This window comes from Dysosmobacter sp. Phy (genome assembly GCF_054476235.1).
On the sequence record NZ_CM136997.1, the window covers coordinates 2,189,455 to 2,210,333 of the forward strand.

General features: G+C 62.9%; 20 protein-coding genes. 12 read left to right on the top strand and 8 right to left on the bottom strand.

What is annotated here, in order from left to right; translation table 11 throughout:
* Positions 1-33: 33 nt before the first annotated feature.
* Positions 34-921: a hypothetical protein gene (locus ACVDHE_RS10780; protein WP_418725507.1), complete on the bottom strand. Its 888-nt coding sequence runs from the start codon at positions 919-921 to the stop codon at positions 34-36.
* A 242-nt stretch (positions 922-1,163) separates the two neighbouring features.
* Here ACVDHE_RS10780 and ACVDHE_RS10785 point away from each other — a divergent pair, with 242 nt between their 5' ends.
* From ACVDHE_RS10785 to ACVDHE_RS10795, 3 genes are read left to right on the top strand one after another with little or no spacing between them, the layout of a single operon-like run.
* Positions 1,164-2,993, top strand: a complete 1,830-nt coding sequence (locus ACVDHE_RS10785; RefSeq protein ID WP_458884571.1) for an FtsW/RodA/SpoVE family cell cycle protein — start codon at positions 1,164-1,166, stop codon at positions 2,991-2,993.
* Positions 2,980-4,347: a penicillin-binding transpeptidase domain-containing protein gene (locus ACVDHE_RS10790; protein WP_458884572.1), complete on the top strand. Its 1,368-nt coding sequence runs from the start codon at positions 2,980-2,982 to the stop codon at positions 4,345-4,347. The genes ACVDHE_RS10785 and ACVDHE_RS10790 overlap by 14 nt, the downstream gene beginning before the upstream one ends.
* 18 nt (positions 4,348-4,365) lie before the next feature.
* Positions 4,366-4,656 (top strand): hypothetical protein, encoded by a 291-nt coding sequence (locus ACVDHE_RS10795; protein ID WP_213038099.1) that lies wholly within the window; start codon positions 4,366-4,368, stop codon positions 4,654-4,656.
* Positions 4,657-4,706: 50 nt separating this feature from the next.
* Here ACVDHE_RS10795 and ACVDHE_RS10800 read toward each other — a convergent pair whose 3' ends face one another.
* The 4 genes from ACVDHE_RS10800 to ACVDHE_RS10815 all read right to left on the bottom strand — a co-directional run bounded on the left by ACVDHE_RS10800 (position 4,707) and on the right by ACVDHE_RS10815 (position 8,906).
* On the bottom strand, positions 4,707-6,104 hold the full coding sequence (locus tag ACVDHE_RS10800; RefSeq protein ID WP_458884573.1) for an MATE family efflux transporter: 1,398 nt from the start codon (positions 6,102-6,104) through the stop codon (positions 4,707-4,709).
* A 197-nt stretch (positions 6,105-6,301) separates the two neighbouring features.
* Positions 6,302-7,162 (bottom strand): MetQ/NlpA family ABC transporter substrate-binding protein, encoded by an 861-nt coding sequence (locus tag ACVDHE_RS10805; RefSeq protein ID WP_458884574.1) that lies wholly within the window; start codon positions 7,160-7,162, stop codon positions 6,302-6,304.
* A 75-nt stretch (positions 7,163-7,237) separates the two neighbouring features.
* Positions 7,238-7,900: a methionine ABC transporter permease gene (locus ACVDHE_RS10810; protein WP_325226365.1), complete on the bottom strand. Its 663-nt coding sequence runs from the start codon at positions 7,898-7,900 to the stop codon at positions 7,238-7,240.
* Complete coding sequence (locus ACVDHE_RS10815; RefSeq protein WP_458884575.1) at positions 7,887-8,906, bottom strand: methionine ABC transporter ATP-binding protein; 1,020 nt, start codon at positions 8,904-8,906, stop codon at positions 7,887-7,889. The genes ACVDHE_RS10810 and ACVDHE_RS10815 overlap by 14 nt, the downstream gene beginning before the upstream one ends.
* 517 nt (positions 8,907-9,423) lie before the next feature.
* Between ACVDHE_RS10815 and ACVDHE_RS10820 the strand changes: the two genes are divergently transcribed.
* From ACVDHE_RS10820 to tnpA, 3 genes are all read left to right on the top strand, one after another.
* Positions 9,424-10,302: a DUF368 domain-containing protein gene (locus ACVDHE_RS10820; RefSeq protein WP_458884576.1), complete on the top strand. Its 879-nt coding sequence runs from the start codon at positions 9,424-9,426 to the stop codon at positions 10,300-10,302.
* A 104-nt stretch (positions 10,303-10,406) separates the two neighbouring features.
* Positions 10,407-11,168 carry a heparan-alpha-glucosaminide N-acetyltransferase domain-containing protein gene (locus ACVDHE_RS10825; RefSeq protein ID WP_458884577.1) on the top strand — a complete coding sequence of 254 codons (762 nt, stop codon included), beginning with the start codon at positions 10,407-10,409 and terminating at the stop codon, positions 11,166-11,168.
* Positions 11,169-11,359: 191 nt separating this feature from the next.
* A complete protein-coding gene (tnpA, locus tag ACVDHE_RS10830; protein ID WP_087270007.1) occupies positions 11,360-11,839 on the top strand; it encodes an IS200/IS605 family transposase in 480 nt (159 codons plus the stop codon).
* Positions 11,840-11,976: 137 nt separating this feature from the next.
* Here tnpA and ACVDHE_RS10835 read toward each other — a convergent pair whose 3' ends face one another.
* On the bottom strand, positions 11,977-13,101 hold the full coding sequence (locus ACVDHE_RS10835) for a GGDEF domain-containing protein (protein ID WP_213038105.1): 1,125 nt from the start codon (positions 13,099-13,101) through the stop codon (positions 11,977-11,979).
* Between the two features lie 163 nt (positions 13,102-13,264).
* Complete coding sequence (locus ACVDHE_RS10840; protein ID WP_458884578.1) at positions 13,265-15,046, bottom strand: ABC-F family ATP-binding cassette domain-containing protein; 1,782 nt, start codon at positions 15,044-15,046, stop codon at positions 13,265-13,267.
* Positions 15,047-15,168: 122 nt separating this feature from the next.
* Here ACVDHE_RS10840 and ACVDHE_RS10845 point away from each other — a divergent pair, with 122 nt between their 5' ends.
* The 3 genes from ACVDHE_RS10845 to ACVDHE_RS10855 are packed head-to-tail and all read left to right on the top strand — an operon-like array spanning position 15,169 to position 16,826.
* On the top strand, positions 15,169-15,600 hold the full coding sequence (locus tag ACVDHE_RS10845; RefSeq protein WP_325226376.1) for a hypothetical protein: 432 nt from the start codon (positions 15,169-15,171) through the stop codon (positions 15,598-15,600).
* Positions 15,600-16,514 carry an RluA family pseudouridine synthase gene (locus ACVDHE_RS10850; protein ID WP_458884579.1) on the top strand — a complete coding sequence of 305 codons (915 nt, stop codon included), beginning with the start codon at positions 15,600-15,602 and terminating at the stop codon, positions 16,512-16,514. The genes ACVDHE_RS10845 and ACVDHE_RS10850 overlap by 1 nt, the downstream gene beginning before the upstream one ends.
* 27 nt (positions 16,515-16,541) lie before the next feature.
* On the top strand, positions 16,542-16,826 hold the full coding sequence (locus ACVDHE_RS10855; protein ID WP_213038109.1) for a putative quinol monooxygenase: 285 nt from the start codon (positions 16,542-16,544) through the stop codon (positions 16,824-16,826).
* Positions 16,827-16,872: 46 nt separating this feature from the next.
* Here ACVDHE_RS10855 and ACVDHE_RS10860 read toward each other — a convergent pair whose 3' ends face one another.
* Positions 16,873-17,529, bottom strand: coding sequence for a CatA-like O-acetyltransferase (locus ACVDHE_RS10860; RefSeq protein WP_213038110.1), 657 nt, complete (start codon positions 17,527-17,529; stop codon positions 16,873-16,875).
* A gap of 189 nt (positions 17,530-17,718) precedes the next feature.
* Here ACVDHE_RS10860 and ACVDHE_RS10865 point away from each other — a divergent pair, with 189 nt between their 5' ends.
* The 3 genes from ACVDHE_RS10865 to ACVDHE_RS10875 all read left to right on the top strand — a co-directional run bounded on the left by ACVDHE_RS10865 (position 17,719) and on the right by ACVDHE_RS10875 (position 20,878).
* Positions 17,719-18,405, top strand: coding sequence for a 3'-5' exonuclease (locus ACVDHE_RS10865; RefSeq protein WP_458884580.1), 687 nt, complete (start codon positions 17,719-17,721; stop codon positions 18,403-18,405).
* 193 nt (positions 18,406-18,598) lie between these two features.
* Positions 18,599-19,219 carry a TetR/AcrR family transcriptional regulator gene (locus ACVDHE_RS10870; protein ID WP_458884581.1) on the top strand — a complete coding sequence of 207 codons (621 nt, stop codon included), beginning with the start codon at positions 18,599-18,601 and terminating at the stop codon, positions 19,217-19,219.
* Positions 19,220-19,234: 15 nt separating this feature from the next.
* Positions 19,235-20,878 carry an efflux RND transporter periplasmic adaptor subunit gene (locus ACVDHE_RS10875; RefSeq protein WP_458884582.1) on the top strand — a complete coding sequence of 548 codons (1,644 nt, stop codon included), beginning with the start codon at positions 19,235-19,237 and terminating at the stop codon, positions 20,876-20,878.
* Position 20,879 lies beyond the last annotated feature (1 nt).

Genomic DNA, 20,879 nt, shown 5'->3' on the forward strand with positions numbered 1-20,879 from the left:
AAAAAGCGGCGGGTGTTCCGCCGCTTTTGGTGTTTACGCGATCCGGGCCAGCCACTTCAGGTCGTAGGGCTCAAAGACCACCTTTTCATAGGCGTCCACATCCAGCGGGGTGCCGTCCCAGTCGGAGTGGATGTCGCCGTTTTGCTTGATGAGGATATCGTACAGAATGTCGTAGGTGACACCGTTGACAGGGTCGGTCTCCACGATGGTGGAGTAGGGCAGGGTCTTGTGATAGGTCAGCTCCATGCCCTTATAGTCGAAATGGAAGCCGCAGCGCATCCGGCAGCCGTCCAGCCCCGTGTACCGGGCCACCTGCTTGAGATCCTGGAGGATCTTGTCGCCGTCCTCGTCGTAGAGGTTCTCCGGCGTGGTGGCGGTGTAGTCAAAGCGGAACTGGATGGAGGCGCCGGGGATCTGGTGGAACCGCTCCATATAGGGCACCAGATTCTTGGCCGGGTAATTCTTGTACAGCACGCAGTTGATCCGGAAGGGCACCGGGAGCTTGGCAAGCAATCCGTCGTTGGACTCCACCACATAGTGCTGCATGTGGCGGGAGACGTTGATGCAGGTGATCTTGTGCTTGTTGCGCTCGGCAAAGGCCAGGATGTCGGCCTCGGACTGGTGCTCGGACACCGGCAGGGTGGTGTTGATATAGACCTTGTGGGTGGTGGGGATGCAGTCCAGCATGGTCTGCAGGGACTTGAGGTCCGCGAAGGGCTCCCCTCCGGTAAAGACGAAGTCGCAGTACGGAGTGATGGCGTCCATCCGCCGGATGCTCCGGCAGATCTTCTCCGCAGAGAAGCCGGTCAGGTCCGCGTACTCGCCTTTATTGATGCAGAAGGGGCAGTTGTTCTTGCAGTCATAGGGGACGAAGATCGTCACCGTGGCGCCGCCTTCCCGCGTCTTGTAGGGATGTGTCATGATCCATCGGCCTTTCCTAAAAGTGGTTGTACGGTCTTAAAAATAGAACGGGCGGATGCCCGTAAATATTATGGCCGGTTAATTATTTTAATGGATTTTTTTCGGAAGGTCAAGAGAAAAAGAGAAATTCCCCCCTGGAAAATTCCCAAAATTCCGGAAATTCCGACCGGAAAGGAGGGACTGTACAGCCATCGGGAAAAATGCTATAATACCATGAATTACAGAAAGGAGGCGGATGCAGCATGGAAGCCACGCTGACGGCGCCTTTTCAGGCGGCTCTGGATGCGGCGACGGGCCTGCTGGCTGCGCACCCGATGATTGGGGAGTGGTACATGGCCTTTGTCCGCTTCCTGTTTCCCGCGCTGGCAATTTTGATTTTGTTCCGGGCGGTACAGTCGCTGCTGCGGATCCCCCACACCCCCGAGACCTGGGCCCAGCTGAGCCTGCCCAACGGCACGGCCCTGCCCCTGACCCACTGGGAGAACATCCTGGGCCGGGGCAAGACGGCGGATGTGCAGCTGAACTACCCCAGCGTCTCCCGCCAGCACGCGGCGCTGTGCCGGGGGGAGGACGAGAGCTGGACCCTCTATGACCTGGATTCCAAGGGCGGCACCGCCGTCAACGGCGAGCGGGTGGAGGGCTCCGCCCCGGTGAAGCTGGGAGACACCATCTCTCTGGGCGGTGTGCCCCTGGTGTTTTTGCCCCAGACCGTGGCGGAGCGGGAGAATCTGGAGGCCCGACGCAAGGCGGAGCGGCCCGCGGCCATCTGGCCCTCCTTTTTGTGGCTGACGGTGTTCCAGGTCCTGGCCTGCCTGCAGCTGATCGCGGCGGCGGGCCAGGAGGCCTCCGCCGCCATTCCCCTGGCATTTCTGGGGCTGACGGCGGTGATGTGGGTGTACTTCGCCGCGCTGCGGGCCACCCGCTGCGTGGGGTTCGAGCTGGAGACCATCGCCTTCTTCCTCTCCACGCTGTCGCTGTCGGTGACGGCCTCCAGCGCGCCGGGGAGCCTGTTCAAGCAGTTTTTGGCGGTGCTGCTGGGGCTGGTGCTGTTTTTGGTGGTGGGGCTGTTTCTGCGGGACCTGAGCCGGGTGCAGAAGATCCGCTGGCTCATGGCCGCCGGGGCCATCGGGCTTCTGGGCATCACGCTGGTGATCGGCAGCCGTAAATACGGCGCCGTCAACTGGATCTCCCTGGGCGGCTTTTCCTTCCAGCCCTCGGAGATCGCCAAGATCTGCTATATCTTTGCCGGCTCCGCCACGCTGGAGCGGCTGTTCCGCCGGCGGAACCTGACGCTGTTCATCGTGCTGACCGGCGTTTGCATCGGGCTGCTGGGCCTCATGAGCGACTTCGGCACGGCGGCCATCTTCTTCGTCACCTTCCTGGTGATCGCCTACCTCCGGTCCGGGGACTTTGCCACGCTGTCGCTGATCTGCGGCGCGGCGGTGTTCGGCGCCGGGATCATCGTCAAGTTCAAGCCTTACATCCTCAGCCGCTTTGCCACCTGGGGCCACGCCTGGGAGGCGGCCTCTACCACCGGCTACCAGCAGACCCGCACCATGTCGGCGGCTGCCTCCGGCGGCCTTTTGGGCATGGGTGCCGGCAACGGTTGGCTCCACAATGTGGCCGCGGCGGACACGGACCTGGTGTTCGGGATGCTGTGCGAGGAGTGGGGACTGCTGATCGCCGTGCTGGCGGTGGGATCCATCGTGACCCTGGCCTTCTTCGCCGCCCGGGCAGTCCGGGTGGGCCGGTCCAGCTTCTATACCATCGCCGCCTGCGCGGCGGCGTCGCTGCTGGTGTTCCAGACCTGCCTGAACGTGTTTGGCTCCGTGGACCTGCTGCCCCTGACCGGCGTCACCTTCCCCTTCGTCTCCAACGGCGGCTCCGCCATGCTGTCGGCTTGGGGCCTGCTGGCCTTTTTGAAGGCCACTGACACCCGGGAGAACGCCAGCTTCGCCATCCGGCGCTTCCAGCAGCGGCGGCTGACCCAGAAGGCCCGCCGCCGGACAGAGCCGGTGGGGGATCCCTTCGGGGCGGATGCGGAAAAGGAGGACGGCCATGAAGAAAATTGAACGCCGGGCCATCCTGTGCCTGATCCTGGCGCTGCTGCTGGCGGCGGGGCTGGGTGTGTTTCTGGTGAAGTATTTCATTAGCGGCGGCAGCTGGGCCTCCTCGGCCTTCAACCGCCACCTGTACAACTCCAGCGGCGAGCTTGCCAGCGGCACGGTGCTGGACCGGGACGGGGACGCCCTGAGCTGGGTGGAGAACGGCAAGCGCACCTACTACGACGGCTCCACCGTCCGCAAGGCCACCCTCCACGCGGTGGGAGACCTCCAGGGCAACATCGGCACCGGCGCCCTCAACGCCTTTGCCGACAAGCTGACCGGGTACAGCCTCCTCAACGGCGCTTTCGGCGCCCAGCAGGGACGGGAGCTGTACCTCACCATCGATGCCCGCTACAACTACGAGGCCTATGAGGCGCTGAACGGAAAGGCCGGCACTGTGGCGGTGTACAACTACAAGACCGGCGAGATCCTGTGCATGGTCTCCGCCCCCAGCTACGATCCTCTGAATGTGCCGGAGGACATCCTGACCAACGACCGCTACAAGGGCGCGTATCTCAACCGCTTCCTCTCCTCCACCTTTACCCCCGGGTCTGTGTTCAAGACCGTGACCCTGGCGGCGGCCATCGAGGAGATCCCGGACTTGTTCGACCGTACCTGGGACTGCCAGGGCAGCGTCCAGATCGGGGACGAGACCATCATCTGCTCCGGCACCCACGGCCAGCAGAACATCAACGCCGCCTTCGCCAACAGCTGCAACGTGGCCTTCGCCCAGATCGCCCAGGAGCTGGGCGGCTCCACGCTGAAGAAGTACACGGAGCAGGCGGGCCTGACGGACAGCTACTCCGTCAGCGGCCTGCCCACCGCCTCCGGCACCTTCTCCTTTGACGGCATCACCGCCGGGGAGCTGGGCTGGGCCGGCGTGGGCCAGCATCAGGACCTGGTGAACCCGGCGGCGCTGATGGTGTACATGGGAGCCATCGCAAACGGCGGCAAGGCCGCCGAGCCCTACCTGATCCTCAAGACCACCGGCGTCCTGGGCCTGCCGTCCCTGCCCCATCTCACCGGCCGCACCGGACGGCTGGTCTCCGCGGACACGGCGGCCACCCTGGCGGATATGATGGCCCACAATGTGGAGGCCACTTACGGCACCAGCCGCTTTCCCAACATGGATATCTGCGCCAAGTCCGGCACCGCCGAGGTGGGCGCGGACCAGCAGCCTCACGCGTGGTTTGCCGGGTTCCTGCGGAATGAGGAGGCCCCCTACGCCTTCGTGGTGCTGGTGGAAAACGGCGGCGGCGGCAGCTCCGTGGCGGGCACCGTGGCCGGAAAAGTGCTGAACGTCATTGTCAACGGATACTGATGCAAAAGGAGCGCATATATGAAAAAAGGCTTTTTCCTGACCACCGTGCCGCAGCTGCAAAAGGGTGCCATCGTCTCCGCAGCGGGCTTTGCACTGTTCGTGGCGGCCTCTGCCCTGGTGCCGGCTCTGTCCGGATGGGTGGCCCTGGTGTTTGCCGGGGTATCACTGTATGTGTTCTGGTCACTGGTGCTGGTGGCCGGACGGGAGAAGGGCGTCGTGGGCTATTCCCTGGCCTGGGGCCAGGGGGCGGTGACGCTGATGCTGTGCGCCTGTGCTGTGCTGTCTGTCAAAGAATGGCTGGGCCTGTGAGGTGAAAAAGGACCGGCGCCGCTAATGCGGCGCCGGTCTTTTTACGTGTGTTACAAAGCGGGGTCCGGCAGTGTCTCCTCCGGCAGGAAATGGCGGCGCAGCCGCTTCATGGCCCACAGGAAGCACAGGATATGAACTGCGGCGGTGATGGCCCAGGAGATGGGGTAGGACCAGTAGAGCATCTGAATGGTGTGGAACCGGGGGATCTGAAAGATGGTGGCGATCCACAAAAGCCGCAGCCCGCAGGCGCCCACCAGGGAGACGATCATGGGCATGACCGAGTAGCCGATGCCCCGCAGGCCGCCCACCATCACGTCCATGACGCCGCACAGGGCGTAAGTCCGGGCGCAGATGCCCAAGCGGATCAGCCCCGCCTGGATCACGGCCTCGCTGCGGGAATAGATACCCAGCAGCGTGCTGCCGAAAAGCCAGGCGGCGTTGCCCAACACCAGCCCCAATGCCAGCACACACAGCTGGGCGCGAATGACGATCCGGCGGATGCGGTGGTAGTTGCCGGCGCCCAGGTTCTGGCTGACAAAGGAGATGTTGGCCTGATACAGGGCGTTCATGGCCACATAGACGAACTGCTCGATATTGGCGGCGGCAGAGTTTCCGGCCATGATGACCTCGCCGAAGGTATTGACGGAGGATTGGATCATCACGTTGGAGATGGAGAAGAGAATGCCCTGGAACCCAGCCGGCAGGCCGACCCGCAGGATCTGGCCCAGGCTGTCCCGGTAGATGTGCAGCTTCCGCAGGTTCAGGTGCAGGGGGCCGGTGTCCTTCACCATGCACCGGACCACCAGGGCTGCGGAGATGCACTGGGAGATCACCGTGGCGATGGCCACACCGGCCACGTCCAGCTTCATGGCGATGACGAAGAACAGGTTCAAAATGATGTTCACCACGCCCGCCAGTGTCAGGAAATACAGGGGGCGGCGGGTGTCGCCCTCTGCCCGCAGCAGGGCGGCGCCGAAGTTATAGACCATGGTGGCCGGCATCCCCAGGAAGTAGATCCGCAGGTACAGCGTGGCCAGATCCAGCACGTTGGCCGGGGTCTGCATCCAGATGAGGATGGTCCGGGCACCCAGGGCGCCCACCAGGGCCAGCAGCAGGCCGCTCAGCAGGCTCAGCAGCATGGAGGTGTGGACGGTCTTGTACAGGGCCATCCGGTCCCGGGCACCGTAGTATTTGGCGGCCAGGGTGTTGGCGCCTACGGCCAGGCCCACGAACAGGTTGGTCAGCAGGCCGATCAGAGCTGTGTTGGAGCCCACCGCCGCCAGGGAGTTGTCCCCGGCCCAGCGGCCCACCACCACGATGTCCGCGGCGTTGAACAGCAGCTGCAAAATACTTGAGCACATCAGCGGCACGGAGAACAGCAGCATCTTGGAGAGAATGGGACCGCTGCACATATCGATCTCATATTGGGTTCCCTTGCGGGCTGCCATACCAGAGACCTCCTATGATTTCAGATTTGTCCTCCAATGGAGGACGTTTTTTCATTCTAGCACGGCTATGAAGAAAATACCACCGGTTCCGACAGAAAAATTTTACGAATACTTTACGGGAATTTCATGCGTCCTCCATAAAAGACAGCCCGGGAAAGGCAATGCCTTTCCCGGGCTGCTTCCAGAGCCGTACCGGATCAGAACAGGGGCACCACAGCGCCGCTGTATGTGCTCTCGATGTACTCCCGAACGGTGTCGGAGTGCAGGGCCTCCACCAGGGCCTGGATGGCGGCGTTGTCCTCGCTGCCCTCCTTCACGGCCAGAACGTTGGCGTACTCCTGGGCGGCGTCGCCCTGGGAGTCCTCCACGGCCAGGGCGTCGGTGCCGGCGTTGAGGCCGGCCTGGAGGGCGTAGTTGCCGTTGATGACGGACAGGGCCACATCCTGGAGGGAGGAGGTCAGCTGAGCGGCGTCCATCTCGCGGATGGTGATGTCCACATTGTAGGAGTCGATGTCCCGCACGGTGGCGTTGGAGGCGGCGGTGATGCCGTCCTTCAGGGTGATGATGCCCTCCTGCTGCAGCAACAGCAGGGCCCGGGTCTCGTTGGAGCCGTCATTGGGGACGATGACCTCATCGCCGTCCTTCAGCTCCTCCAGAGAGGAGGCCTTGCCGGGATAGATGCCGAAGGGCTCATAGTGGACGGAGCAGGCGGAGACCAGGTGGGTGCCGTAGTCACCGTTGAACCAGTTGAGGTAGTTGATGTGCTGGAAGTAGTTGGCGTCCAGATCGCCGTTTTCCAGAGCCTCGTTGGGCTGGACGTAGTCGGTGTACTCCACGATCTCCAGCTCGATGCCCTGCTCGGCCAGAATGGGCTTGCACTGCTCCAGGATCTCGGCGTGGGGGGTGATGCTGGCGCCCACCTTCAACGTGGTGGTCTCCGCAGCAGCGTCGCCGCCGTCGGCGGCATCACCGGCAGACGCGGTGTCAGAGCCGCCGCAGCCGGCCAGCAGGGACAGCACCAGCAGGGCGCTGAGGGTCAGGGTGAAAAACTTCTTCATGTCCAATACTCCTTTTCAAAAAACGATGGTGTCAGGGGATGATCTATCAATCAGCCGCTCTCGGGCGGCGGACTGTCAGCGGATGCGCCGGTCGGACCGGGCGGCGATGCGGTTGCCCGCGCCCTGGAGAATCTGCACCAGGACCACGATGAGCACCACGGCCACCCACATGATGGCGGATTCCTTGCGGTAGTAGCCGTAGTTGATGGCGATGGCGCCCAGGCCGCCGCCGCCCAGGATGCCGGCCATGGCGGAGTAGCCCAGGATGGTGACGGTGGCGGTGGTGGCGCCGGTGATCAGGGAGGGGGTGGCCTCCGGCAGGATCACCCGGGTCACGATCTGAAGGGGAGAGGCGCCCATGGACTCCGCTGCCTCGATGACGCCCCGGTCCACCTCGCGGGCGGAGGCCTCCACCAGCCGGGCCACAAAGGGGAAGGCGGCGATGACCAGGGGCGGAATCATGGCGGGGCTGCCCACAGTGGTGCCGATAATGAGGCGGGTAAGGCCGTTGAGCAGAAAGACCATGATCAAAAAGGGCACGGACCGCAGCAGGTTCACCACGGTGCCGAACACCTTGCTGACAGCGGGGTTGGGCCGCAGGCCGTCGGCGTCGGTCACCGCCAGCAGCAGTCCCAGGGGCAGTCCGATGATGTAGGCGAACAGGGTGGAGAGCACCGTCACGTAAACGGTCTCCCACAGGCCCTGGGCGAACATGATCCAAAATTCAGCACTGAGCATGTTGTGATTCCTCCTCGTAGGTGACGCCGATCTCGTCCAGATAGGACAGCATCCGTCCGGCGGTCACTTCGCTCTCCGGCAGCTGGACCAGCATGTGGCCGTATGCCTTGCCGTCGATGTCCCGGGTGTCGGCGAACCAGATGTTCACCGGCTCCCCGCAGGCCAGCACCATGCCGGCCACCACCGGCTGGTCGGAGGTGGTGCCGTCGAAAGTGATGCGGTAGACCTTGCCCGTGCCGGTGAAGTTCCGGGCGGCCTCGCTGCCGGGGATGATGAGCTGCCGGGCGGCGGAGGTCTTGGGATGGCGGAACACGTCGCTGACGGCGCCGCTCTCCACGATGCGGCTCTCGGAGATGATGGCCACCCGGCCGCAGATCTCCTCGATGACGCTCATCTGGTGGGTGATGACCACCACGGTGACCCCCAGCTTCTGGTTCAGGTCCTTCAAAAGGCCCAGGATGGAGGCGGTGGTGGTGGGGTCCAGGGCGGAGGTGGCCTCGTCGCACAGCAGGACCTTGGGGTCCGTGGCCAGGGCCCGGGCGATGGCCACCCGCTGCTTCTGGCCGCCGGAGAGCTGGGCGGGATAGGCGTCGGCCCGGTCGGCCAGGCCCACCAGGTCCAGAAGCTCCAAGGCGCGGGATTTCTGCCGCGCCTTGGGCAGACCGCTGAGGGACAGGGGCAGGCATACGTTCTGCAAAACCGTCCGCTGCATCAGCAGGTTGAAGCTCTGGAAGATCATGGTGATGGACCGGCGGGCCTGACGCAGCTCGGTCTCCGACAGGGCCGTCATGTCCTTCCCGTCCACGATGACGGTGCCGCTGGTGGGTCGCTCCAGCAGGTTCATGCACCGGACCAGGGTACTCTTGCCGGCGCCGGAGAGGCCGATGATGCCGAAGATCTCCCCCTGGCGGATGTCCAGGCTGATGTCCTCCAGAGCGTGGACAGCGCCTTCGTCCTGACCGAAGGTCTTGGTGAGATTTCGGATCTGGATGATGGATTCGCTCACGGTATCGAAGCTCCTTTCCAAAATGGGAACTGAGGCGGAAAACAAAAAAGCCCTTGAAGCAGATGCTTCAAGGACGAGCGCGTACGCGCCGTGGTACCACCTTGATTCGCGCGTCTCCTCGCGGAGACGGCCTTTGGAAGTGCCATCACACTTCTGCGCTGTCACGGGCGCTCCCGTCGTGACCTATGCATGCGCGGTCGGCCACGCGACTCCAAGACCATGTTCCCCGGGCCCTTCCGCGCCTCGTTCCCACCATCGGAGGCTCTCTGTGCCGTATCTGCCCGGCTACTCTTCTCTTCATCGTCTTTGCGTTGTTTGGCGTTCAGTTGCATTTCAGTTTACACGGCGATGTCTGTTCTGTCAACGGGTATTTTCGCCCAGAAAGAGGTCGAAACTCCAGTTGGATTCAGGATGATTTGCACAAAAACACTGCGCTGACAAAGGATTTCGGCAGAAATTTCACAGCCAGACTTTGCATCGGATTGCAACTGCCCGGCAAAACTGCTATCATACCTGTATGATTTTTGAAGGAGCGGAGGCGAGGCCGGTGGGGGAGCCGTGGAACAAAGGGGAAAAGACCCGCGCCCTGCGGGACTTCCTCTGCGGCGTGCTGATCGGGGCCGGCGCCATTTTGCCGGGCGTCTCCGGCGGCGTGCTGGCGGTGGTGTTCGGCATCTACCGCCCGCTGATGGAGATGCTGACCCGTCCGCGGACTGCCATCCCTCAATATTGGCGGTTCCTGCCGGCCCTGGGTCTAGGATGGGCCGTAGGCTTTCTGGGGGTGGCCAAGGGCATCGCGGTGTGTCTGGACTGGTCCGCCGCCGTGACTACATGGCTGTTCATCGGACTTATTATTGGCACGGTGCCCTCCCTGTTCCGGGAGGCCGGAAAGGAGGGGCGCCGCACCTCCGCCTGGGTGAGCCTTTTCGCGTGTGCCGCAGCGGTGTTCGCGGGGCTGTTCTATGTGGGCCGGGTGCTGTCGGTGACGGTGGAGCCCAGCTTCTGGTGGTATAACTTCTGCGGGGCCCTGTGGGGGATGAGCGTGGTGATCCCGGGCCTGACCTCCTCCTCGGTGATGATGGCACTGGGGCTCTACCAGCCCATGCTGGAGGGGCTGGCCCGGCTGGATCTGCTGGTGCTGTCGGCATGTCTGCCCGGCATGGTGATCACCATGCTGTTGCTGGCCCGCCTTGTCAGCTGGTTCTTCCGCCGCCACTACGCCGTGGCCTATCATGGTATTTTGGGCATCGTACTGGCCTCCACTCTGGTGATCGTCCCTACGGACTATCTTGGCTGGTGGGAGGTGGCGCTCTCCGCGCTGTGCTGCGCCGGGGGCTACGCACTGGCCTCCTTTCTGGACAAGCTGGACCGAACGACCGGCCGGGGCGCAGACTGAGCGGGCGCCCTTGGGCGCGTGCGCTGCTTGACCCGGAGAGGGCGCGGAGGGTATAATGGACCCCGGCGGACTCTGTGAGAGGTTCCGCCGGAGGAGGAATGCCCATGGCCGTGTCCAATACCGCGCCCAACAAGACCCGGTATGCCCTGCCGGATACCCTGCGGGGGCTGACCCTGCTCAGCATGATCGCCTATCACGGCTGCTGGGACATGGTGTACATCCTGGGGGCCGACTGGCCCTGGTACCAAAGCAGCGGCGCCTATCTCTGGCAGCAGAGCATCTGCTGGACCTTCATCCTGCTCTCGGGCTTCAGTTTCTCCCTGGGCCGCCGCCACTGGCGGCGGGGGCGGCTGGTGTTCGGCTGCGGCGCCGTGGTGACGGCGGTGACGCTGGTGGTGATGCCGGGACAGGAGATCTGGTTCGGCGTGCTGACGCTGCTGGGCTCGTGCATGCTGCTGGGGGCCCTGCTGGAGCGGCCTCTGGGCCGGGTGCCCGCCGGGGCGGGACTGGTGCTGAGCGCGGCGCTGTTTGTCCTGACCCGGAGCGTGAACCGGGGATACCTGGGCTTTGAGGGCCTGCGTCTGGCGGCGCTTCCCGGTGAGCTCTACCGGAACATGGCTACCGCCTACCTGGGCTTTCCCTTTCCCGGATTTCGCTCCACGGATTACTTCTCCCTGGTCCCGTGGCTGTTTTTGTTTCTCACAGGATATTTCCTCTTCCGCCTGACCGGGAAGCACCTGGCGGCGGCGCCGGATCTGGGCCGGTGCGCTCCGCTGGAGGCCCTGGGGCGGCGGTCGCTGCTGGTGTATATGCTGCACCAGCCGGTGCTGTACGGACTGACCATGGTTTTGCGGCTGCTGGCCTGAATAAAAGGAAAAACAGCGGAACGCCGAAAGGCGCTCCGCTGTTTGCCGTTTGGTGGTACCAAAGGCAACCCCCGGCTAAGCCGGGGGTAAAAAATAGCTTAAAGCGAGGAGAAGAGTAGAAAAAGAAAAAACTCCCTGATGAGGTAGAAGTGGTTTGCCGACCACACAACTACGATAACAGGGAGGTCTTCATCGTGAAAGACAAAGACATAAGTAGTTTAGAGCATACAAGTTGGAGATGTCAATATCACATCGTATTTGCGCCCAAATATCGAAGGATGGAGATATATGGACAGATAAAACAGGATATAGGAGTGATATTGAGAAAACTGTGTCAGCAAAAAGGTGTAGAAATCATAGAAGCCAGAGCGTGCCCAGACCATATACACATGCTGATAAGTATCCCGCCCAAGTACAGTGTATCACAGATTATGGGGTACTTGAAAGGAAAAAGTAGTCTGATGATATTTGATCGGCATGCAAATCTGAAATATAAGTACGGAAATCGGCACTTTTGGGCCAGAGGGTATTATGTGGATACAGTGGGGCGGAATAAAAAGCAGATAGCAGAGTATATCCGAAACCAACTGGCATCAGATCAAATCGCAGACCAGATAGGACTGAAAGAGTTTGTGGACCCGTTTACGGGTCGCGAGAACAAGAAGGCGTAAAAAGAACCCCTTAAGGGGTAAGCCCGAGAAAGAAATGCAGTCGGCAAACCTTTCGGGGCCCCTTAAGGGGCTTCGTCCGTATCAGGCCCTTTTAGGGCCTACTCAAGCCTCCGGCTTAGCCGGAGGTTTTGACTTTCTCACTCGCAGAAGGCGATGCTGCCCCGCTCCTGCTTGGCCTGGTACAGGGCCCGGTCGGCCCGCTCCAGCAGAAGCGAGGGCTTTTCACCCGGACGATACTCCGCAATGCCGATGCTGACGGTAACGGGCTGACAGCGCTGGTGAATCTCCGATTTGGCAAAGCTGTCCTGCAATTTCTGGCACACGTCCCGGACCTCCACCAGGTTGAGGCCGGAGAAGAGAATACAGAACTCGTCTCCGCCGAAGCGGAAAGACTGAACATTCTGGTTGGACAGATTCAGCAGAACAAGACCCAGTGCCCGCAGGTACTGGTCGCCCTGATTATGGCCGAAGGTGTCGTTGAGCTGCTTGAAGGCATCCAGATCCATCATGGCCAGGTAGAAGGTATACTGATGCTGCTGCTCCTCCATGGACTGGAAAGCGGACCGCAGCGCCAGGCGATTGCCCACCTGGGTCAGGGCGTCGGTCATGGAGCGCTTTTGATAGCGCAGCCGCTCCTGCTCCAGATTCAGGCTGACGTTGTTTTTGTCCTGCTCTGTGCGCAGCAGCAGCCAGCAGATCACGTAAAACAGCACGATTAGCAGCAGGGACACGCAGAAATTGGTAGTAGTGGTGGCAGTGGCCAGTACACTGATCCGCGCGGGGTCCCAGAACAAAAACAGATCGGACACCGCCTTGCCAACCAGGCACAGAGCGCTGACAATGGTGGTCAGATGGCGGTCGCCGTAAATGACGGTCACCACCATGGGGATGGCAAAGATTACGTACAGAGCAGGGAAGGTGGAGTGGAAAGTATATACGCCGAAAGCCATCGCCACCATCAGGCACGACAGGCCGTAGATCTTTTTCCGCTCGGAAAGGGACCCGCGCATAAAGAAGGTGGCTATGAGGACGACGATTCCGTTATAGAGGCAGGGCGCCAGCACGTACTTCAGCAGGAACTCGCCGGGCGAACTGTTCGTGCTGCCCAGATGGGACATCAGCAGAAACACGAATACTTCTGCCACCGGGGTAAAGGCGGTCAGCCACAGCAGCAGCCGGTATTGGATCCGCAGCCATTTCTCATCGATGCGGCGGTATTCACTTTGTATGGTTTCAACGCCGAAGGTGAGATTGTTGCGCATGAAAAACACCCTCTTATTTTGGTTGCGGCCCTATGGTTCACGGCCTAAAAGGAAGATTTATCCTTCAAAGGCATAAGCGTCTTAAATTCAAATAAAAATTATAGCATAAATGGGTCACATTTGTCACGTTGTTTTTCCTATATTCGGGAAATCGAATGGACTCCTACATGATACCGCCGTCGATTCGCTCCTTCAGTTCGTTCAGATAGATCCACCGCTCCGTCTTTTCCTCCAGGGCGGCCTCCAGCGCCGCGAGGCGCTCCTGGACCTCCTGAAGCCGCACATAGTCGCTGCCGCAGGCAGCCTCCTCCGCCCGGCAGGCGGCCACCTGCTCCTCCAGGTCCGCCAGGTCCGCGTCGATGGTCTCGAACTCCCGCTGCTCCTTGAAGCTGAATTTCAGCTTCTTCTCCCGGGGGCGGGCCTGGGGGCGCTCCTTCGGCGCCTCTGTCCGGGCGGGGGCCTCCTCCGCCCTCCGGTCCCGCTCCCAGTCGGACCAGTTGCCGCTGTAGCGGCGCACCTCGCCGCTGCCCGTGACCTCAAAGATCTGCTCCGCCAGCTTGTCCAGGAAGAAGCGGTCGTGGGACACCGCCAGCACCGGGCCGGGGAAGTCCTGGAGATAGTCCTCCAGAATGGACAGTGTGGTCACGTCCAGGTCGTTGGTGGGCTCGTCCAGCACCAGCACGTTGGGCGCCGCCATCAGCACGGAGAGCAGGTACAGCCGCCGCCGCTCCCCGCCGGAGAGGCGGCCGATGGGCACGGACTGGAGATCGCCGGGGAACAAAAACCGCTCCATCATCTGGTTGGCGGAGAAGGTGCCCTGGTCGGTTTTCACCTCGTCGGCAATGTCGTGGATGAAGTCGTAGACCCGCTGTTCGAGATCCAGCTCCCTGCCCTCCTGGGAGAAGTGGCCGATCTTCACCGTGGTCCCGATCTCCACGGTGCCGCTGTCCGGGGCCAGCTCTCCGGTGAGGAGCCGCAGCAGGGTGGTCTTGCCGGCGCCGTTGCGGCCTACGATGCCGATGCGGTCCCGGCGCAGGAGATTGTATGAGAAGCCGGACACCACAGTCCGGTCCCCGAAGGACTTGGTCACATCGGTCAGCTCGATGATCTTTTTGCCCAGCCGGCTGGAGGCCGCCGCCATCTGCACGGCGCTGTCAGTCTCCGGGGCATCCCGGTTCAGAAGGTCCTCGTAGCGCTGGATGCGCTCCTTGGACTTGGTGGTCCGGGCCCGGCAGCCCCGCATGATCCACTCCCGCTCCCCCCGCAGGATGGCCTGGCGCTTGCGCTCGCTGGCCTCGGCCATCTCCAGCCGCTCTGCCTTCAGCTCCAGGTACTTGGAGTAGTTGGCCTCGTAGTGGTAGAGCTTGCCCCGGTCCAGCTCCGTGATGCGGTTGACCACCCGCTCGAGAAAATAGCGGTCATGGGTCACCATGATGAGCCCGCCCTTGAAGCGGCGCAGCCACTCCTCCAGCCAGGCCACCATCTCACTGTCCAGGTGGTTGGTGGGCTCGTCCAGCACCAGCACGTCCGCCGGGTGGATCAGGGCCGCCGCCAGGGCCACCCGCTTGCGCTGGCCGCCGGAGAGGGTGCTCACCGGCTGATTCCAGTCCGGGATGCCCAGCCGGTCCAGCATAGCCTTGGCCTCATATTCGTTCAGCTGGCGAAATTCCGCCGGATAATGGAGGAACACCTGCTCCAGGGCCGTGGCATCCGGGTCCATGTCCGGATTCTGGGAGAGGAAGCTGATCTGCACGTTGGGGTTCCGGGCGATGGTGCCGCCGTCCGGTTCCAGAGCTCCGGAGAGGACCTTGAGAAAGGTGGACTTGCCGGTGCCGTTGATGCCGATGACGCCGATCTTGTCCCCCTCGTTGAGGTAGAGGTTCACATCATCCAGCAGCTGGCGGCTGCCGAAGTTGATGGAGAGATGTTCCGCGGATAAGAGCATAGGGGATTCCTCCTGTCAAAACTGGTTCCATTGTACCACGGGGGCCGGGCTTTTACCAGTGGGAAAAGCCTTGCAATGCCGGGGGCGGCAGGGTACAATAGCGGTGAAACGGAGGAGCGTCCATGAAAGATATCAGGGGCTTCGAGCCCTGGTTTTTTATTCTGTTCGGCCTGTTCCACCTGCACCGGATCTGGGGCCTGCTGGACCGGTCCGGCTACGCGGGCTTCTGGATGGGGCTGCTGACGGAGCGGGGGCCGCTCTACTGGGGGCTCATGGCAGCGCTGGGCGGACTGTGCCTGGCGGGGCTTGCGCTGTTTTTCCGCTGCTTCCGGCAGCGGCGCTGGTGGCGGTGGGCCTATCTGCTGGGCGGCGGATATGTGCTGTTCGACCTGTTTGCCATCATGGCGGGGCTGCCGGCCTGGCGGCGGCTGCTGGGTGCCATGTTTGATACCGGCGCCTGGTACTGGAACGGTCTCTGGGGCGGCTTCTCGGCGCTGGGCGGCGTCTGCCTGGCCTTCGGGCTGGCCCTGCTGCGGGAGAGGAGGCGGGTGTGATGGAGACCATCTCCTACACCCTGCCGCCGGAGCAGGACGGCGCCACGGTCCGCCACATCCTCCGCGCGCAGCTGCACTTCTCCTCCCACGGCGTCTCCCGCCTGGCCCATGCGCCGGACGGCATCACCGTCAACGGCCTCCACGCCCGCACCACCCAGGTCCTGCGGACCGGCGATGTGCTGACGGTGGAGACCGGGGACCACCGTCCGCCCAGAGCCGTGGCGGTGCCCGGGGACTGGCCGCTGCCGGTGGTGTGGGAGGACGGCCACCTGCTGGTGGTAAACAAGCCCGCCGGCATGGCGGTCCACGCCTCCAGCTTCGTGCCGGAGACGCCCACCGTGGCCGGGGCCCTGGCCTGGCAGCGGGGGAGCGATTTCATCTTCCACCCGGTGAACCGGCTGGACAAGGGCACCACCGGCCTTATGGCGGTGGCCAAGAGCGGCTATGTCCACGACCTGCTGCGCCGGCAGCTCCATACGCCCCACTTTCGCCGGGAGTACCGGGCGGTATGCCTGGGGTGCCCGGTGCCGCCGGAGGGGACCGTGGACGCCCCCATCGGACGGGACGAGCCCTCGCCGGTCCGGCGCTGTATCCGGCCCGACGGCGCCTCCGCCCGAACGGCCTACCGCACTCTGGCCCGGGCGGACGGGATGAGTCTGCTGGCCGTGGTGCCGGAGACCGGGCGGACCCACCAGATCCGCCTGCACATGGCCCACCTGGGCTGTCCCCTGGCCGGGGACTGGCTCTACGGCACCGAGGACCCGGACCTGATCCCCCGGCCCGCCCTCCATGCCTTCGCCCTGGCCCTGACCCACCCCGTCACCGGGGAGCGCCTGCATCTGACGGCGCCGCTGCCGCCGGACATGGCACGGCTGGTCCCGCCGCCGGAGGACGACCACCCAATGATTTTTTAAGCGCGGGAGCGCATGAGGAGGAATATTATGTTAACTTGGAACGTCACCTACCACTGCAAGCCCGGCCGGCGTGAGGCCTTCTATCAGGCGGTCACGGACCTGGGCGTCCGGGCCAACTCCCTCAGCGAGGCCGGCAACGTTAAGTACGACTACTACTTCGACGCCCAGGACCCGGACGCGCTGCTGCTGGTGGAGACCTGGGAGACGCCGGAGCTTCAGCAGGCCCACTGCCAGACGGAGCTGTTCGCCAAGCTCCAGGCGCTGAAGGCGGACTACTGCGCCAGCGTCGCCATCGACAAATTCAACTACTGAGCAGAAAACGGGGCGGGAGGCCTATGGCCTCCCGCCCTGTTTCAGCTTACATACAGTCCGCCAGCTCCTGAAGCTCCAGGAAAAACCGGGACAGGTGGAACCCGTCCGCCACCGCATGGTGAATGTTGAGGGAGAGGGGCATCAGGACCCGCTCCCCCACGGGCTCGTACTTTCCCCAGGTGACCACCGGCCCCAGGTAGGTGCCGCTGTCGAAAATGTGCATATCGAAGCTGCGGTACCGGATCCAGGGCAGGCAGGATATGTCAAAGGTGTTGGGCGGCACATCCATCTGATCGAAGTGGTCCAGAGCCGCATACCGCTTCCGATCCTTCAGGAAACGGCGGTGAAAGAGCGCCGGATCCGGGTCAAAGGGTGTCACCAGCTTGACGAAAGTTTGCCTGTCCGGGCGGAAATCGGCATAATAGGGCTCGATCCGCTCCCAGAGGACCAGCCGGTTCCGATCATCCCAGCCGTACCGGAATTCGTCGTGGGCGTTGAGGACCCTGGTCACCATCCAGATCATGGCGGGATAGAAGGAAAGGCCTCGTTTGTGCAGACTGTTCAGCAGCCGGGATACGTCCAGATCCACCGTCATGCTCATGACGCAGCGCAGGTCATCGATGAAATGCCGGAACACCGGACCGCGATCCCAGACGCTCAGATCGACTATGGTGTGTGCGGGCAGGTTTGCGTTTGTATTCATAAAAGCCTCCTGAAATCAAAATGGATCGGTTCAGGAGGCCGTGTCAAGGCCGCGCTTCACAGAGATTCCCCCCTCTCCTGAAGATGGCCCCATTTTATCAAAGCGGCGGGGCGGAAGTCAACGCCGCCCCTTGACAAACCCGCCCCGCCGCCCTATCCTGAAAAAAATGATTTTCGACAGGAGGGCCCCATGACCACACGGCTGCTGGAGCGGTTCGACCGCATCATCGTATTCGACACCGAGACTACCGGCATCGACTTTGTTCAGGACGAGATCATCGAACTGGGGGCCGTGTGCCTGACGGCGGAGGGGGAGACCGGCGCCATGGACGATCTGATCCGCCTGTCCCCGGGCCGAGCCCTGCCGCCCTTCATCACGGACCTGACCGGCATCACGCCGCAGCAGCTGGAGATGGAAGGCGTGGAGAAATCCGCCGCCGCGGAGCGGTTCTGCCGTCTGCTGGAGGGGGCGGAGCGGCCGCTGCTGGCCGCCTACAACGCCCAGTTCGACCTGAGCTTTCTCTACTATCTGCTGCGGCCTCTGGGCTGGGCGGCGGTGCTGGGGCCGCCCCGGTTCCTGGATCTGCTGACCGTGTACCGGGACCGGCGGGACTACCCCCACAAGCTCTGCAACGCCATCGAGGCCTTCCATCTGGAGGACGCGGCGGTCAACAGCCACCGGGCCGTGGACGACGCCCGGGCGGCCCTGGCCCTGCTGGGCGCCATGGAGGCGGAGCGGGACGATCTGGACCGGTACATCGACCTCTTCGGCACCCACCCCAAGTACGGCGTCTCGGGCAAACGGATCTCCTCTGTCACCTACCGGCCCCAGTCCTACCAGCGGACAAGGCCCCTGTACGAGACCGGGGAAGTGTGAAGGAATTGTGAATTTTCGCGGAAGGGCTTGCAATATGACAACCTGTCGGCTATGATAAGCGACAGGTTGTCATATTTCTTTTCCTCCGCCGGAAAATTTCTCTTGACCTTCCCCCTGGTGGAAGGCGCAGAATGTCCGCGGGATGAAGAAAGCGGCGCCGTCATATCGTATTGTTTGAGAGGAGGGGAGCGCCGTGCCGAGCAGCACGTTTATGAACCTGCCGCCGGAAAAACAGGAAAAGCTGCTGGAGGCCGCCACCCGGGAATTCTCCAGCCGGCCCTTCAACGAGGCCTCCATCAACCAGATCATCAAGGAGGCCGGTATCCCCCGGGGCAGCTTCTATATGTACTTCCAGGACAAGGAGGAACTGTTCCGGTATCTGCTGCGGGGCTATGTGGACCAGATGGTCATGGTCATCGAGGAGCTGCTGCTGCGCCGGAAGGGGGACATCTTCCAGGCCCTGCTGGACCTGTACGACTACTTGGCCGCCAAGGGCGGCGCCCAGCACCTGGGGGAGATGGGGGCTATGGCCCGCATCCTCCACTGCAACCAGGGAATGCAGAAAACAGGCCTTTTGGGGATGCTGGATCCCGGGGCCATCCTGGAACGGCTGAAGGACGCGGTGAACCCGGACCTGCTGGATCTGCGGCGGGAGCGGGACCTTGGAGATATCCTGGGCGTGCTGCTGAGCACCACGGTGCCCATGGTCTATGCCGGCCTGCAGGCCGGCGCCGCTCCCGGCAGCCGGGAGCGGCTGGAAAATGTATTGGAGATCCTGCGGCGGGGCATGGGAAAGAAGCCGCAGGAACACTGAGAGAAGGAGCGCATTATGGAAGAACTGATGAAGGAAGAGGCCGTTCAGGACCCGGCGCCGGTTCAGACGCCGGAGACCAAGCAGAAATGGAAGCCCCATCTGCCCAAGAGCAAAAAGGGCAGGCGCTGGCTGAAGATCGGCGTGGCACTGGTGATTGTGGCTGCCATTGTGGGCGGATGCATGTCCAGCCTGAAAAAGAACGTCAACAGTACACTGGCGGGGGCGTATCTGGTGGCCACCGCCACCCGGCAGGATCTGACGGTCAGCGTCTCCGGCACCGCCACGCTGGAGCCCGCGGACTCCTACAATGTCACCACGCTGATCTCCGGCGAGATCCTGGACTCCCCCTTCGAGGTGGGAGACCTGGTCAGCAAGGATACGCTGCTCTACGCCATGGACAGCAGCGACGCCCAGGATTCCGTGTCCCGGGCGGAGATCTCCGTGGAGCAGGCCCGGCTCAGCTATGAGCAGGCCCAGGAGGCCCTGCACCCCACGGCGCCCCTCAGCGGCATCATCGGGGAGGTCTATGTCCACAACGGCCAGAGCGTCACCGCCGGTACTCAGATCGCCAAGGTGGTGGCCAGTACGGAGCTGACCATGGACTTCCTGTTCGCCTTTGCCGATCCCGCCGACTTCTACATCGGCCAGCAGGCCACAGTGTTCATCGACGGCTTTGACGGTTCCCAGATGGGCACGGTGACCTATGTCTCCAATTCCAGCGCCATCACGGCCAACGGCAAGGAGGCCGTCTCCGTCCGGGTGCGGCTCAATAACCCCGGCGCCGTCTCCGACGCCTTCACCGCCTCCGCTGTCATCGGTAATTACAGCAGCTACGGCGAGACGCCGGTGGCCATGCCCGCCTCCGCCGTGGTCTATGCCACGGCCTCCGGCACCATCAACGATCTCAACATGCTCTCCGGCAACACCGTCTCCAAGGGCGACGTGCTGTGCACCGTGGAGTCCGAGACCACCCGGAACCAGATCGAAAACGCCCGGCTGGCCCTGGCCTCCGCCCAGCTCTCCGCCGGTACGGCCCAGGGGACCGTGGACGACTACAACATCACCTCCCCCATCGCCGGCACCGTTATTGAGAAAAACTTCAAGGCCGGGGACAAGGTGGACGGCGCCGCCTCCGGCACCCTGGCGGTGATCTACGACCTGAGCTATCTGAAGCTGGAGGTGGCCGTGGACGAACTGGACATCGGCAAGGTGGAAGTGGGCCAGCAGGTGGAGATCACCGCCGACGCCCTGGAGGGCCAGACCTTCACCGGCGTGGTAGACACCATCAGCATCAGCGGCAACACGGTGAACGGCGCCACCAGCTATCCGGTCACCATCATCCTGGAGGACTACGGCGATCTGCGCCCGGGCATGAACGTCTCCGCGAAGATCATCGGCGACGAGATCCCCAACGCCCTGTGTATCCCCGTGGACGCTGTGGGCCGGGGGAATGTGGTCACGGTGCCGGGAGAGGGCGCCATGAACGCCGACAACACCGCCGTGGCGGACATCACCAAGCTGGAGACCCGGGAGGTGACCCTGGGCCGCAACGACGATATGTACATCGAGGTGACGAGCGGCCTGGAGGAGGGCGACATCGTCCTGATCGAGAACCAGGCCTCCAGTCTGATGGATATGATGATGTCGACGGGAGGCTGAG

Coding starts and splice junctions, on each gene's coding strand:
- ACVDHE_RS10790 (WP_458884572.1), top strand. CDS start 2,980: ATGAAGAAAATTGAACGCCGGGCCATCCTGTGCCTGATCCTGGCGCTG.
- ACVDHE_RS10845 (WP_325226376.1), top strand. CDS start 15,169: ATGAAAGATATCAGGGGCTTCGAGCCCTGGTTTTTTATTCTGTTCGGC.
- ACVDHE_RS10820 (WP_458884576.1), top strand. CDS start 9,424: ATGATTTTTGAAGGAGCGGAGGCGAGGCCGGTGGGGGAGCCGTGGAAC.
- ACVDHE_RS10840 (WP_458884578.1), bottom strand. CDS start 15,046: ATGCTCTTATCCGCGGAACATCTCTCCATCAACTTCGGCAGCCGCCAG.
- ACVDHE_RS10860 (WP_213038110.1), bottom strand. CDS start 17,529: ATGAATACAAACGCAAACCTGCCCGCACACACCATAGTCGATCTGAGC.
- ACVDHE_RS10780 (WP_418725507.1), bottom strand. CDS start 921: ATGACACATCCCTACAAGACGCGGGAAGGCGGCGCCACGGTGACGATC.
- ACVDHE_RS10795 (WP_213038099.1), top strand. CDS start 4,366: ATGAAAAAAGGCTTTTTCCTGACCACCGTGCCGCAGCTGCAAAAGGGT.
- ACVDHE_RS10865 (WP_458884580.1), top strand. CDS start 17,719: ATGACCACACGGCTGCTGGAGCGGTTCGACCGCATCATCGTATTCGAC.
- ACVDHE_RS10850 (WP_458884579.1), top strand. CDS start 15,600: ATGGAGACCATCTCCTACACCCTGCCGCCGGAGCAGGACGGCGCCACG.
- ACVDHE_RS10810 (WP_325226365.1), bottom strand. CDS start 7,900: ATGCTCAGTGCTGAATTTTGGATCATGTTCGCCCAGGGCCTGTGGGAG.
- ACVDHE_RS10785 (WP_458884571.1), top strand. CDS start 1,164: ATGGAAGCCACGCTGACGGCGCCTTTTCAGGCGGCTCTGGATGCGGCG.
- ACVDHE_RS10855 (WP_213038109.1), top strand. CDS start 16,542: ATGTTAACTTGGAACGTCACCTACCACTGCAAGCCCGGCCGGCGTGAG.
- ACVDHE_RS10800 (WP_458884573.1), bottom strand. CDS start 6,104: ATGGCAGCCCGCAAGGGAACCCAATATGAGATCGATATGTGCAGCGGT.
- ACVDHE_RS10835 (WP_213038105.1), bottom strand. CDS start 13,101: ATGCGCAACAATCTCACCTTCGGCGTTGAAACCATACAAAGTGAATAC.
- ACVDHE_RS10805 (WP_458884574.1), bottom strand. CDS start 7,162: ATGAAGAAGTTTTTCACCCTGACCCTCAGCGCCCTGCTGGTGCTGTCC.
- ACVDHE_RS10875 (WP_458884582.1), top strand. CDS start 19,235: ATGGAAGAACTGATGAAGGAAGAGGCCGTTCAGGACCCGGCGCCGGTT.
- ACVDHE_RS10825 (WP_458884577.1), top strand. CDS start 10,407: ATGGCCGTGTCCAATACCGCGCCCAACAAGACCCGGTATGCCCTGCCG.